This is a genomic window from Aminiphilus sp., from assembly GCF_029975095.1.
Lineage (GTDB): Bacteria > Synergistota > Synergistia > Synergistales > Aminiphilaceae > Aminiphilus.
The window spans coordinates 1-12,289 of the sequence record NZ_JARKPW010000162.1 but is presented as its reverse complement, the minus strand read 5'-3'; the positions used below and the strand labels follow the sequence as shown (position 1 = coordinate 12,289).

The 12,289-nt window shown below is 61.1% G+C and carries 12 protein-coding genes and 2 pseudogenes; 4 read left to right on the top strand and 10 right to left on the bottom strand.

What is annotated here, in order from left to right:
* From Q1K49_RS10000 to Q1K49_RS09980, 5 genes and pseudogenes are all read right to left on the bottom strand, one after another.
* Nucleotides 1–352: pseudogene (locus tag Q1K49_RS10000) on the bottom strand (uridylate kinase); the annotation flags it as partial.
* A 64-nt stretch (nucleotides 353–416) separates the two neighbouring features.
* Nucleotides 417–1,466, bottom strand: a complete 1,050-nt coding sequence (gene argC / locus Q1K49_RS09995; RefSeq protein ID WP_300525661.1) for an N-acetyl-gamma-glutamyl-phosphate reductase — start codon at nucleotides 1,464–1,466, stop codon at nucleotides 417–419.
* Nucleotides 1,467–1,705: 239 nt separating this feature from the next.
* Complete coding sequence (gene lysX, locus Q1K49_RS09990; protein WP_300525663.1) at nucleotides 1,706–2,563, bottom strand: lysine biosynthesis protein LysX; 858 nt, start codon at nucleotides 2,561–2,563, stop codon at nucleotides 1,706–1,708.
* Nucleotide 2,564: 1 nt separating this feature from the next.
* The gene (lysW, locus tag Q1K49_RS09985) at nucleotides 2,565–2,747 is read right to left on the bottom strand and encodes a lysine biosynthesis protein LysW (RefSeq protein ID WP_213692493.1); all 183 of its coding nucleotides are present in this window, start codon (nucleotides 2,745–2,747) and stop codon (nucleotides 2,565–2,567) included.
* 814 nt (nucleotides 2,748–3,561) lie between these two features.
* Nucleotides 3,562–4,338 carry an IclR family transcriptional regulator gene (locus Q1K49_RS09980; protein WP_300525659.1) on the bottom strand — a complete coding sequence of 259 codons (777 nt, stop codon included), beginning with the start codon at nucleotides 4,336–4,338 and terminating at the stop codon, nucleotides 3,562–3,564.
* Nucleotides 4,339–4,745: 407 nt separating this feature from the next.
* Between Q1K49_RS09980 and Q1K49_RS09975 the strand changes: the two genes are divergently transcribed.
* The 3 genes from Q1K49_RS09975 (at nucleotide 4,746) to Q1K49_RS09965 (ending at nucleotide 8,738) form a co-directional block, all read left to right on the top strand.
* Complete coding sequence (locus Q1K49_RS09975; protein ID WP_300525657.1) at nucleotides 4,746–5,690, top strand: TAXI family TRAP transporter solute-binding subunit; 945 nt, start codon at nucleotides 4,746–4,748, stop codon at nucleotides 5,688–5,690.
* 121 nt (nucleotides 5,691–5,811) lie between these two features.
* On the top strand, nucleotides 5,812–7,752 hold the full coding sequence (locus Q1K49_RS09970) for a TRAP transporter permease (protein ID WP_300525655.1): 1,941 nt from the start codon (nucleotides 5,812–5,814) through the stop codon (nucleotides 7,750–7,752).
* 95 nt (nucleotides 7,753–7,847) lie between these two features.
* Nucleotides 7,848–8,738 (top strand): oxaloacetate decarboxylase, encoded by an 891-nt coding sequence (locus Q1K49_RS09965; protein WP_300525654.1) that lies wholly within the window; start codon nucleotides 7,848–7,850, stop codon nucleotides 8,736–8,738.
* A gap of 143 nt (nucleotides 8,739–8,881) precedes the next feature.
* Here Q1K49_RS09965 and Q1K49_RS09960 read toward each other — a convergent pair whose 3' ends face one another.
* Genes Q1K49_RS09960 through Q1K49_RS09945 form a run of 4 tightly spaced genes read right to left on the bottom strand, consistent with a single transcriptional unit; the run spans nucleotide 8,882 to nucleotide 11,110 of the window.
* On the bottom strand, nucleotides 8,882–9,619 hold the full coding sequence (locus Q1K49_RS09960) for an ABC transporter permease (RefSeq protein ID WP_300525652.1): 738 nt from the start codon (nucleotides 9,617–9,619) through the stop codon (nucleotides 8,882–8,884).
* Nucleotides 9,616–10,599, bottom strand: coding sequence for an ABC transporter ATP-binding protein (locus Q1K49_RS09955; RefSeq protein ID WP_300525662.1), 984 nt, complete (start codon nucleotides 10,597–10,599; stop codon nucleotides 9,616–9,618). Before Q1K49_RS09955 ends, Q1K49_RS09960 begins: the two co-directional genes overlap by 4 nt.
* Entirely contained in the window at nucleotides 10,599–10,745 is a 147-nt protein-coding gene (locus Q1K49_RS09950; RefSeq protein ID WP_300525651.1) for a hypothetical protein, read from the bottom strand. The genes Q1K49_RS09955 and Q1K49_RS09950 overlap by 1 nt, the downstream gene beginning before the upstream one ends.
* A gap of 2 nt (nucleotides 10,746–10,747) precedes the next feature.
* The gene (locus Q1K49_RS09945; RefSeq protein WP_300525649.1) at nucleotides 10,748–11,110 is read right to left on the bottom strand and encodes a metalloregulator ArsR/SmtB family transcription factor; all 363 of its coding nucleotides are present in this window, start codon (nucleotides 11,108–11,110) and stop codon (nucleotides 10,748–10,750) included.
* Between the two features lie 232 nt (nucleotides 11,111–11,342).
* On the opposite strand from Q1K49_RS09945, the gene Q1K49_RS09940 reads away from it, so the two are divergent.
* Nucleotides 11,343–11,627 carry an ATP-binding protein gene (locus tag Q1K49_RS09940; protein ID WP_366146062.1) on the top strand — a complete coding sequence of 95 codons (285 nt, stop codon included), beginning with the start codon at nucleotides 11,343–11,345 and terminating at the stop codon, nucleotides 11,625–11,627.
* 455 nt (nucleotides 11,628–12,082) lie between these two features.
* Here Q1K49_RS09940 and Q1K49_RS09935 read toward each other — a convergent pair.
* Nucleotides 12,083–12,289: pseudogene (locus tag Q1K49_RS09935) on the bottom strand (ferredoxin); the annotation flags it as partial.

The window sequence follows — 12,289 nt, the reverse complement described above, 5'->3', positions numbered from 1 at the left end:
AGCGGAGGATGTCCTTCCGCTCCGCCTCCGCCGTGTTCGCCAGGTCGGGAAAGAGCGCGACGCCCCGGACGCCCTCGGCGCCGAGGGCCCAGAGGAGATCCTGGGACACCCGGGACGCGGCGGTCTCGAAAAGCACCCGCTCCACCTCGCCGACGAAGCGGCTCCGGTATCCCGAAGGGCTCGTCACATGCCGCAGCGGAACGCCCCGCTCCTCACAGAGGGCGTTCATGGCGCCCCCCGCGCCGTGGACGAGAAGCCACTGCTCCCCCTGGCGCGTTCGCTCCGCCAGTTCCCGCACCAGCCCCTTGCACTCATTGCCGCATGCGCCGCCGAGTTTGACCACGCCTCTCATGATGCATACCGCCCCTTTCCTTCGTTTTTTTCGTTGCGGCCGCTTCGCACGGCCTGTTGTTCCGCTAGGCCGGAAAGACCGGCATCATGTCCAGACCGAGGGTTTCGTCGAAGCCCGCCATGAGGTTCGCACACTGGAGCGCGCTTCCTGCGGCGCCCTTCATCAGATTGTCCAGGGCGCACCCCGCGAGAAGCCGCCTGCCGCCGGGGTGTCGTTCGAAGCCCACCAGCACCCGGTTGCTCCCGAGGACGTAGCGCGGATCGGGAAGGCGCAGATGGGCTGGTTTCGCGGCGGTGCACTGCACGAAGGGCTCGTTTCTGTAGGTGTTCCGGTAGAGGCTCCAGATCTCTCCCTCGCTCAGCGGAGCGGAAAGGCGCACTGAGGCGAGGAGTTGCACGCCCCGGACGAGTTCCACCGCCGTGAGGGAGAGGGAAAGGCACTCCTCGGGAAGCGCCAGTTCCTGGGCGACCTCCGCCAGATGCCGATGGAAGAAGGGTGTGACCACCCGCAGGCTGCGGCTCCGGATGGGATGATGGCTTCCCGGAGAGGGCTCGGCTCCGCCCTCGGAGGAGCCCACCCGAAGATCGAGATGGACTTCCTCCACCACCCCTGCCCGGGCCAGGGGAAGCAGGCCGAGAATGGCGCAGGTGGCGTTGCATCCCACTCCGGAGACGCACCTGGCCTGCCGCAGCTTTTCCCGGTGCAATTCGGGAAGGCCGTAGATGCGTTCCGCGAGCAGCTCCGGCGCCTCGTGGGCATGGCCGTACCACCGGGCGTAGCGCTCGGGGTCGGCGAGGCGGAGGTCTGCCGAAAGATCCACCACGGGAATCCTGCGGGACAGGCAGTTTTGCACCACCGGAAGGGACGCGCCGTGGGGAAGGGCCAGAAACACCAGATCCGGCGCATCGCCCTCGGTTTCTTCCGGACCGGAGAAACGGAGATCGTCGTAGGCGCCCCGGAGATGGGAATGGACGCTCGTCACGGGATGTCCCGCACGGCTCCGGGAGATCACCCGGCTCACCCGAAATCCGGGATGGCGCGCAAGAAGGCGCAGCAGCTCGCCTCCGGTCATGCCCGCACCGCCCCAGACGGCCACGGTCAGTACGTTCCGCATGGTTCGACCTCCTCTTCGGGGGTAGGGAAAAAGAAAAGACCCGCGCTCCTTCGAGTCGCGGGTCGTCGGGAAACTCCTTCCGGTATGGGAGAGAGCCGAAGCTCCGGTTCCTCCTCCGTCGGTGCCCACGACCCGTCTGCGGCGCTTCGCTTGGAAGCCCGCTTACAACGCTTGTTCTGTCTCGTTTTTGTCAGTGTCCGAGAAATGTTCTCCATCACGGAAGATCCTTTTCCGGGCTGCTAGGCCGCCGCAGCCGCAAGGCTCCAGGCGTGGCGCACCACTGCGCCGGGAATGTCCACGCCGGTGGGTTCGATGGAATTGCGGAATTCCGCGCTGTCGTTCACCTCGTTCACGAGCCATCCCCGGACGGAGGCGAAGAGATCCACCGCGAGAAAATCACCTCCGAGAGCTTTCTGGACCTGTCGCAGCAGGGCTTCGAGCGTTGCGTCGAGAGGATGGTTTTCCGCCCGTCCTCCCCGGGCGGTGTTGGTGATCCAGTGGTCGCTCCGTCGCCGGATGGCGCAAAGCGGCTCTCCGCCCACCACGAAGGCCCGCAGGTCGTATCCCTCCGCTTTGTCCACGTATTCCTGAAGGTAGAACAGCCCGTGCCGTCCCCCGAGATGTTCCTTGTGCTCCACCAGAGCCTCCGCGGCGTCCCGGTCGTTCACCTTCGCCAGAAGGCGTCCCCAGCTTCCCGAGACGGGTTTCATCACCAGGGGATAGCCCAGTTCGTCCGCGGCGGCGAGGGCGCCTTGCGCGGAAAAGGCCACGCGGTACGCGGGCTGTGGCACTCCGGCCCGCTCCAGGGCGAGGGTCGTGGCGAGCTTATCTCCGCAGAGCCGCATCACCGCCGAGGGGTTCATCACCCGTGCGCCCCGGGTCTCCAGAAAGGCCGCGAGAGATTCGTTGTGCCCGTGGGCGATGCACCGGGCCAGCACGACATCACCAGAAAGAATCCGCGAGGGATCTCCCCAGGCGTCGTCCGTCACGTCCTCCAAAAGAACGGGAATGTCCAGGCGCCGGGCCGCCTCGGCGAGGAGCTTCTCCTCCGCACGGAGGCGGGAATGAAAGATCCGCAAGGATCGCGCCTGCCCCATCCTACTCACCCCAGTCTTCCTGAACCTGGGGGGCTTCCTCCACCGCCACCGGGTCCAGGGACACCACCTCAAGCTCGGTGCCGCAGTCCCCGCAGAGGAGGATTTCCCCCACCAGCACATTTTCGGGAAGCGCCACGTTTCCCTCGCAGACCACACAGACCGCCCGTCGTTCCGATTCCGCCATCGTGCTCTCTCCTTTCTTTTTGTCGCCGCTCTCCACCGCGCATCCTCCGGTTCGGTTCTTCGTCCGTCGCCCGGAAAAGCGGTTTTCACCGGTTCCGTGCATACAAAAAGGCCCGTCCCCTCTCAGGGACGGGCCTTGAACCCGCGGTACCACCCTGCTTGAGCGCACACCTGTGCACTCCCGCTCACGGCCTGTCACGGCGGCCGAACTCCGGGACGCGTACTCCGGGAAAACCCCTTTCCGCTCCGGCTCCGCGAGCTTTCGGCATTCTCGAAACATTCCCGAAGGCGCCTTGCAGCCGGTGAGCGCCTCTCTCTGGCGGGATTTTTCCGTGCCTCTCGCTTCATCGCCATTGCCTTTCCGCGCTGTTCCGATCCCATCCCCACGAAAAAAGCGCTTTCGTGATCGCGAGTTTCCTCCGGAGGGACCCTGCGGAAATTCTGTTTGCGAAGAATCTTACACGACGATCCAAAAATGTCAAGAGGAACGAAGTCGTTTGCGACGAGGCAGGGAGAATGTCGTCCCTAAGGACCCTCTGAAAAATGCCACGCCGATCTCGGAAAAACGTGATGCGATCGAGAGAGGAGCAATTCCTGCCTGATCAGAACGTTCTTAAAACGGGACAGGGAAAATGTCGTCTGTTCTTCTCTGCGGACAATGAGGAGCGAGTGTTTCCTGAGCCTGACGGAAGCGACCAAAGCGGCGGTGAGCTATGTGCCGTCACAGTTGTGTGCGTCAAGTTGTGCAAAAAGGTTTTCATGGTGTTCGGCGGCGAGTCGGGGATGTTCCGGCACGAAAGAACCCGAGAAAGGGCTCAGTCGCTTTTCCCCAGGCTGCGGGAGAGCGTCTCCGCAGCGGTTTTCAACCCTTCCGCAAGTTCGGGAAAACGCTCTTCGGAAAAGCGGAAGGTGGGGCCTGAGACGGCCAGACAGGCCACCATGGCACCGCTTCCGTCGAAGATGGGCGCCGCTGCGGAGAAGACTCCCTCCTCCCGTTCGGCGACGCTGACGGCATAGCCCTTTGTACGCACGTCCTCCAGACGCGACCGGATTGCGGCGGGGTCGGTGATGGTGTTCGCCGTGAGGGGTGTGGCCTCGGCGATGACCTGTTCCACTTCGTCCGGGTCGGAGAACGCCAAAAAACACCGTCCGGACGCCCCTGCCCACAGGGGAAATCTCGAGCCGAGCTGGGCGGAGCGTTTCAGCGTGTGGAGGCTTTCCACCTGTTCGTAGCAGACGCGGTATTTCCCCTGCTTGATGTAGAGGTTCACCGTTTCTCCGAAGAGATTCCGGAGAGCCACCATGACGGGAAGCGCATATTTGCGCAGGTTCAGGGACTCCTTTGCGAGTGCCCCGAGATAGATCAGGCGTGTTCCGAGACGGAAGGTCTTCGTCTCCGGATCGCGGTCGAGGAAGTGCTCCTCCACCAGAGATCCCAGAATCCGGGACGTTGTGGAAAGAGGAAGGTCCAGCTTTCTGGAGAGCTCCGTCATGCTCCATTCCGGAGCTTTTCTGGAGAAGCACAGCAATACCGAGAGGGCTTTCTTGATCGAGGTGCTTCCGGCCTCGATCTCCCGTTCTTCGTGAGGCATGGTTCGTTCCTCCTCGTCAAGGAATCTTACGCCTCCCCGGAGTGCGGGAGCCGTGTTTCTCCAGGGCTGTCGAAAGCACTGGATACCGCGAGTGTTCAAAAAATCTTGACAAGAACCTTCGAGAAGCTATACTTGCGCCAGGCTTCCATATTTTAGCATATAGCTTCCACATTGTGGAATTTTATTGGATTGGAGAGGGCATTTCGCTCGAGAGAACTTTTTTCGGAAAACGATGCAGAAGGGAGGGGAAAAGGAAAGGTTACGCGGAGAAGTCGGGGTATGGGTGGCCGGCGCTGCGGTTCGGTGTGACGATGGAAGAGGGACGGCTCTACCGCTCGCGGGCACCGCAAATGTGGAAACTTCGGGGTCGTTTGATGTTTTTCGAGAGGGTATGGGAGGTGTTCTTCGTGAAGAAATGTGCGATTCTTCTCAGTCTGATGATGCTCCTCGTTCTCTCCGCCTGTGCAGGTGCGGAGGAATTCGTCCGGATCGGCACGAGCAGTGTGGGAGGCGGCTTCTATCAGATAGGCAACGTCATCGCCCAGCTCGGCGCGAAAGTCATGCCCGAGGTGAATTTCACCGCTGTCACGGGAGGCTCCATCAAAAACTGCATCAACCTGGACAAGAAAGAGGTCGAACTCGGCATCGTCCAATCGGGGACACTGCTCGAGGCCGCTCAGGGCATCGGCTCCTTCGAGGGAAAGCCGATCTCGTCGCTTCGGTACATTACGGCCATCTATCCCATGCCCTGCCATATTTTGGTGAACCTCGACGCGGGAATCGCCTCCGTAGCGGACATGAGGGGCAAACGCATCGACTTCGGTCCCGTCGGAGGCGGTATCGAGGTGAACACGGTCCAGATTCTCGACATTTTCGGCATCACGCCCAAGGACGTGAAGGTGGAGCGTTTCGGCAGATCCGAAGTTGCGGAGGCCATGAAGACGGGCACGTCGGACGCGCACATCTGGGCTACGAACGCGCCGAATGCGGAGGTGACGGACATGATCACCTCCGGCAAGGTGGGACTCATCGGCATCGAACCGGAGAAGATCAACGAGATCGTGCGGAAATATCCGTCCTTCGCCGCGGACATGATCCCCGCGAAGAGCTATGCGGGGCAGGACGGGGACCTCTTCACCGTTGCCGCCGTGGGTGCTCTCGTGGCAGGCGCGGACATGAGCGATGAACTGGCCTACAAGATCACGAAAATGCTCTATGAAAACGAGGCGTTCCTGAAGGAGCGGCACAAGTATTTCGCGAACTTCTCTCTTCAGAAGGCCCTCGACGGGCGATGCATTCCTATCCATCCCGGCGCGGAGAAGTTCTACCGCGAGAAGGGGCTTCTGAAGTAGCGACGACGGCTCGGGAGAGATATATGTCGTTGCCGGCACGGGGCGGGGCGGAACTCCTTTGCCGTCTCTCCGGTTTCACCCGCTCCGTCCGTCTCTGTAGGATGTCATGGAGGAATGAACGATGATCGGAACGCCAAGCGACGGTTCCGCGCAAACGCTCTCTTCGGAAAAAAAACCGGGGCGGAGGAAGCGCTCCTTCGCCGGGCCCGTAAAGTACGTGGTCACTGCGCTCACGGTGCTTCTCGCCGTCTTCCACCTCTACACGGCGTTCTTCGGGCTCTTTCCTTCGATGCAGCAACGGAGCTTCCACATCGCCTTCGTGCTGGCGCTGATTTTTCTCCTGTACCCGGCGACCTCTCGTTCTCCCATGGAGCGGCCTTCGCCGCTCGACTGGATCTGTGCCGGTCTCGGGGCGTTCTGTTCTCTCTACGTGTTCTTCAACTACGACGCCATCGCCTCCAGGGCGGGCATGTATCTTGACTACGAGATCTATCTGGGGATCGTGTTCACGGCGCTCGTCTTCGAGGCGGCCCGAAGGACCCTGGGTAACGTCATGCCCGTCTTCTGCAGTCTGTTCCTTCTCTTCGCCTATTTCGGAAGGTCTCTACCGGGGCCGCTCCGGCACTTCGGGCTCTCCATCCCCCGCATCGTGGAGGAACTCTATCTCACCACGGACGGACTCTTCGGCCTCGTGGCGGGTGTGTCGGCCACGTACATCTTCCTCTTCATCCTCTTCGGGGCCTTTCTGGACTCCACGAAGACGTCCACGTTCTTCAACGACTTCTCCATGGCTCTCACGGGGCACATGAAGGGTGGCCCCGCACGCATCGCCGTACTGGCCAGCGCGCTCATGGGGACCATCAGCGGCAGCACCTCCGCGAACGTGGCCACCACGGGGGCCTTCACCATTCCTCTGATGAAACGGGTGGGTTTCCAACCTCACTACGCAGGAGCGGTGGAAGCCGCGGCCTCGACGGGAGGGCAGATCATGCCTCCCGTCATGGGAGCGGCGGCGTTCATCATCGCCGATACCCTGGGGGTTCCCTACATGAAGGTTCTCCTGGCGGCCATCGTGCCGGCACTGCTCTACTTCTGGGGCATCTGGTGCGCGCTGGGCATCGAGGCGGACAAGATGGGAATCAAGGGCCTGGACCGCTCCCAGCTCCCACGGCTGCGGGACGTGCTTTTTCGGGACGGCTACAAGGCGATTCCCCTGGCGGTGATCATCTACTTTCTGCTCCGTGGCTACAATCCTCTTTACGCCGCCTGCTGGGGCATCGGTGCCGCCGTGGTCTTCAGCTATGTGCGAAAGGAGAGCCGTCTCGATCTGAAGGGGCTGGTGGCGACGCTCGAAGCGGGATCGAAAACGGCCCTTTCCGTGGCCATCGCCTGTACCATCGTGGGTGTGGTCATCGGCATGATGGGTGCCACGGGGGTGGCCCTCAAGATCGGCGACGTGGTGCTCGCCGTGACCCAGGGACGGTTCTTCCCCACCCTGGTGGTCACCATGATTCTCGGGGTGATCTTCGGCATGGGCATGCCCACCACGGCGAGCTACGTCATGACCAGCGCAGTGGCCGCTCCGGCTCTCGTTCTTCTGGGATCGAAGCCTCTGGATGTGCACATGTTCGTGTTCTACTTCGCCGCTCTCTCTTCCATTACGCCCCCGGTCTGTGTCGGAGCCTACACCGCGGCGGGCATCGCCGGATCGGATCCCAACAAAACGGCGTTCACGTCGGTGAAGCTGGCACTCACCGGATTTCTGATTCCCTTCATCTTCATGTACTCTCCGGAGATTTTGCTCACCAATGTCACCTCTCCGTGGCTCACCGGACTCGCGGTGCTGAGCGCCTTCGCGGGGGTGTACGTTCTTGCCGTCGCCACCGAGGGATACCTCTTCTTCCCTCTGCTTTTCGTGGAGCGCCTGTGCTGTTTTGCCGCGGCGCTGTTCCTTCTCATGCCCGGATCCACCACCGACGTGGTCGGTCTGGCGCTTTTCGGAGGAGTTTTCATGTTCCAGAAATGGCGTGCGCGAAAAGGGGGCGACAGCGGACAAACCTGACCCGGGCCATTTCGCGGGTCTTTTTTCGCAAGGTTTTTCGAGGGCCGTGCCACATTCGGGACGTGCTCCATTCTCTCTGACGGAGGAGATTTCTCATGAAGACATCGACGAAACTCAAGGCGCTCATTCAGCAGCGGAAGGCCCTGGTCGTTCCCGGAGCCCACGACGTGATCTCCGCAAAGCTTATCGAAAGAGCGGGTTTCGAGGCGCTCCAGGTCAGCGGCTTCGGCCTGGCCGCCACGTATCTCGGCCTGCCCGACATGGCGTTCATCACGTTCAGCGAGGTTCAGGCGTTCACGTTCAACATCATCAAGGCCGTGAAGATTCCCGTCATGGCCGACGCCGACACCGGATACGGCAACAGCATCAACGCCATGTTCGTCACCGAGGGCTTCATTCGCATCGGCGCGGCGGGCATGAACATCGAGGACCAGTATTTTCCCAAGCGGTGCGGTCATATGGAAGGAAAGCAGATCATCCCCACGGAGGAGATGGTCCTCAAAATTAAGGCCTGCGCGAAAGTGCGGAACGAACTCGATCCGGATTTCGTCATCAACGCCCGCACCGATGCCATCGCCGTCTCCGGCATCGATGAAGCGATCCGCCGGGGAAATGCCTATGCGGATGCCGGAGCGGACATGATCTTCGTCGAGGCTCCCAGAACCCGGGAGGACATCGTCAAGGCCGTGAAGGAGATCAAGGCTCCCGTGAGCATCAATCTCTTCGACAACGTGGAGGGAGGCAAGACGCCCCTGATTCCCGTGGAGGAACTGCGCGAAATGGGAGTTGCCCGGGTGAGCATTCCCGTTGGCACGACCTTCGCCGCCTTCCGCGGCGTGGAGCGCTACCTTGAGGCCATCAAGGGCGGAGCGCTCGCGCCGGGACGAACCGATCTCGTCTCCTCCTTCGCGGAGTTCAAGGAGGTTGCGGGATACAACACCTTCCGGGCCCTCGAAAAGGAGTTCCTTCCCAAGTTCGTGGACTGAGCGCAGACCGTCGCCCGGAGCGAGGGTGACACGCATTCCCACCGGTGACGCAGACGGCAGGCGGAGAGGAAACCCCTCTCCGCCTGCCGTCTCGCTGTTCCCTCGCTTTCCAGAGCTTCGAAATTCCAGGATTCCCCTTGCCGTCACAGGATCCATTTGCGGCGAATGTTCCGAAGGCTCGCCGCGAAGAGCCCGATGCAGAAGGCGCCGAGGATGGTGAAGTCCAGCGAATAGGACATGGCGTTGGTGCCCGAGACGGCGCCATGGAGAAGATCCGCACCGTAGGTGAGGGGAAGTGCGTAGGACAGGGGGCGGAGAAAAAGGGGTAACCGCTCCAGGGGAACGAAGAGACCGCAGAGGAAGAGCATGGGAAAACGGAAAAAGTTGGAAAAAGTCTGGGCCTCGAAGACCTCTCGCACGGCGACGGCGATGAAGAGCCCGAAGAAGGTGGAGACCACGGCGAGAAGAAGTACTGTGGGAGCGAAGATGCCCCACGCGACGGGGGGAAGCGTGATGAAAAAGCCCGCGAGAAGCACGGGAACGAAGGCACCCGCCACGCCGAAGAGGACCGCTCCTGCCGTCTTGGCGAGCATGAGCAGCTCAAGGGAGATGGGCGCCAGAAGGAGCCGGTCGAAGGCGCGTTCTTTCTTTTCGAAGGTCACCGTCACGGCCAGCATGGAGGTGCTGCCGAAGAGAACGGACACGGCCACGACGCCGGGCAGGACGGAGGCGAGATCCTCCATGCCCCTGCCGGAACGCAGGAAGAACATGCCCGTCCAAGCGAGAGGAAAGAGAATTCCCCAGCTGATGTTGGGCGGTTTCAGGTAATAGGCCCGCATGTCCTTGACGAGGATGTTCCAGAAGGCGATCCACTGTTTCATGACGCTCCCCCCTTCGCTCCCGATTTCTCCTTTTCCCGGTGCAGTGCATCCGCCTCGATGCCCGTGATCTCCACGAAGACATCCTCAAGGGAGGGGCGGAGCCGTACCGCTTCGAGCACCTGGGCGCCGTGTTCTTCCAGAAGGCGCACGAGGGGACCGATGGCAACGGGCTGGTCCGCCTCGACGAGAAGCATGTCCTCGGTGGGACAGGAGAAGGTCAGATCAGGAAAGGCCGGTGGAAGGATGTCGACGATCTTTCCGGAAAGACCGCCGCAGCAAACCCGCAGGCGATGCCGCTTTTGGAGAGGCGTGAGGAGGTGCTCCACCGAGTCGATGCGGATGATGCGCCCTTTTACCAGAAAGGCGATGCGGTCGCAGAGGCGCTCCGCCTCCTCGATGTAGTGGGTTGTGAGAAAAAGGGTCGTTCCGTCGCGATGGAGATCCGCCAGAATGCGACGGATCTGCCGGGCGCTGGCCACGTCGATTCCCGTGGTGGGTTCGTCAAGAAAGAGGATTTCCGGTTTGTGGAGAAGCCCCGCAGCGATGGTGAGTTTGCGTTTCATTCCCTTGGAATAGCCTCCGAAGAGGCGATGCCCCGCCTCGGCGAGGCCGAAGATCTCCAGGAGTTCTCCGGCACGGTGTCGGCGCTCCGTCTTGCCCATGCCGTAGAGCGCACCGCAGAAGGTGAGGTTGTCGAATCCGGACAGTTCCGGATAGAGATTGCTCTCGTCGGAGACGACGCCGAGAAGGTGCTGGGCGGCCTTGGGGTTTCGTGTACAGTCGAGTCCGCCCACTCGGATCGTTCCGGTGTCAGGGCGTGCAAGCCCCGTGAGAAGGTTGATGGTAGTCGTCTTTCCCGCTCCGTTGGGGCCGAGGAAGCCGAAAAATTCACCCCGGCGGACCGAGAAGGATACGTCCGCCAGAGCCTGCACGTCTCCGAATCGCTTGCGCAGCCCTGAGGCGACCAGAACGTCCGTCATCACGAAAGGGGCTTTTCGTCCTCGTCGCAGGTACAGGGATGGGGCTTTTCGTCGCCGTGACACTCCCGTATCCGTTCGGGCGAACATTCTCCGGGCTTGCCCTTCAGATGCTCAGGCTTTCTGCAGCAGCATTCCTTCTCACACATGGTCATTCTCCTTTCCCGAGGGGGTTACCCTCATCACGTCGCTCTTTAGCTTTTGTGATGGCGATGTCGGCATGTCCGTTTTCCGGAGGGGCCGCACCGAAAAGTTCGAGTGCCGTGTCCCGCCAGGCCGCTAGCGTCTCCTCGTTGATGGCGTAATGGACGAAATAGCCGCGCTTGTCCGCCCGGACGAGCGCAGCGCCTCGCAGAACCCGCAGATGTTGCGACACCGCCGCGGGGGTGATGGACAAAGCTCGGGCGAGGGCGTTGACGCAGAGCGGACGCTGTCTGAGGAGGGCGATCATCCGCACCCTTGTCTCCACGGAAAGCACTTTGAAAAGAGCGGCCAGTTCCTCCGGAGTCGTCATGGTGCCTCCTTTTTGTTTAAGTATCAACGCAGATACTTTAAATCTTCTCTCTTCATCTGTCAAGGAGGGTGATGAGGTTCGCATGTCACAGACACCCATAAGATGCACCTAAGGGGACATCCAGATTCCCGCACATGAGACCACAGGCACGGCGAAATAGTGTAGACGTTTATGGCATCCTGGGTTCAGGAAAAACCTGGATGGGGGTGCCAGCCGTGGCGAAGCTGAAGAAGTGTCAGATCATGTGCGCGGAAGAGTTCGTCAAACACCAGAGCGTCAGGAAGACCGCGTCCGTTTTCAACGTGGACGAAAGCACCTTGAGATACCATCTGGAGAGAAAAAGGGAAAACGCTTTGGACGGCAGGGCGTTGCAACCGGAGGCGTGCGCAGAGCACGAGTCGGTCATCCTGGACTGGATCGGCTGCTCCATCACTGTCATGTGGTTCACGTGGATGGGAGCAGTTACCGGCTCTGGGAGATGGAACGCCGTACCCGCCCTGTAGCGAAGGAGGGATGACGAAACCGGGGAATCCGGACAGGTTCAGGATGTAGTGCTGCTCAGTCACGATGGGATGCGAACATCTGCGGGAAAGTGGGTGTCCCCTTAGTGCGGGAATCTGGGTGTTCCTTGACATCTCGCATTCGCACCCTTCTCAATGAAGGACGTACAGAAGCCGTTTTTTTTGCGAACGAATCGAGAGAGTCAAGCAAAAAGGTCCCGAGGCCGGAAGGAAAAGCCCGGGCTCGGGATCTGCGCTCATCTCCACGTGGACACGTAAAATTTCTTGATCGCTTCGGAAGATCAAGGATAGGTCGATAACGCACACGATCTTTCGCACGAGTGCGAGGAGGGGATAAGTACCGTTCCCTTTTTTTGCATGTCATGCCACCCGAGAGAAGAAGGAGGAGATGCGTTTCATCGTTGCTGGACGAACACACAGCGGCGGTCAGGTTCGGATCGAATTCCGGCGTTTATCGCTTCAAGAGCCGCGACACGGCGTCCCGGATCTCCTGCACTTCCTTTCCCGATTCTTCCGCCAGCTCCTTGAGCGAACGGTCGAGGGAGGATTCTTGCGGCCAGTGTGCCTCGGCAAGGATGGCTGCGGGGTCGAGTCCGAAGGTGGACCCTACGTCGAGAAGGGTCATGGAGCCCCGGATGCTGTCAGGGCTTGACGGAGG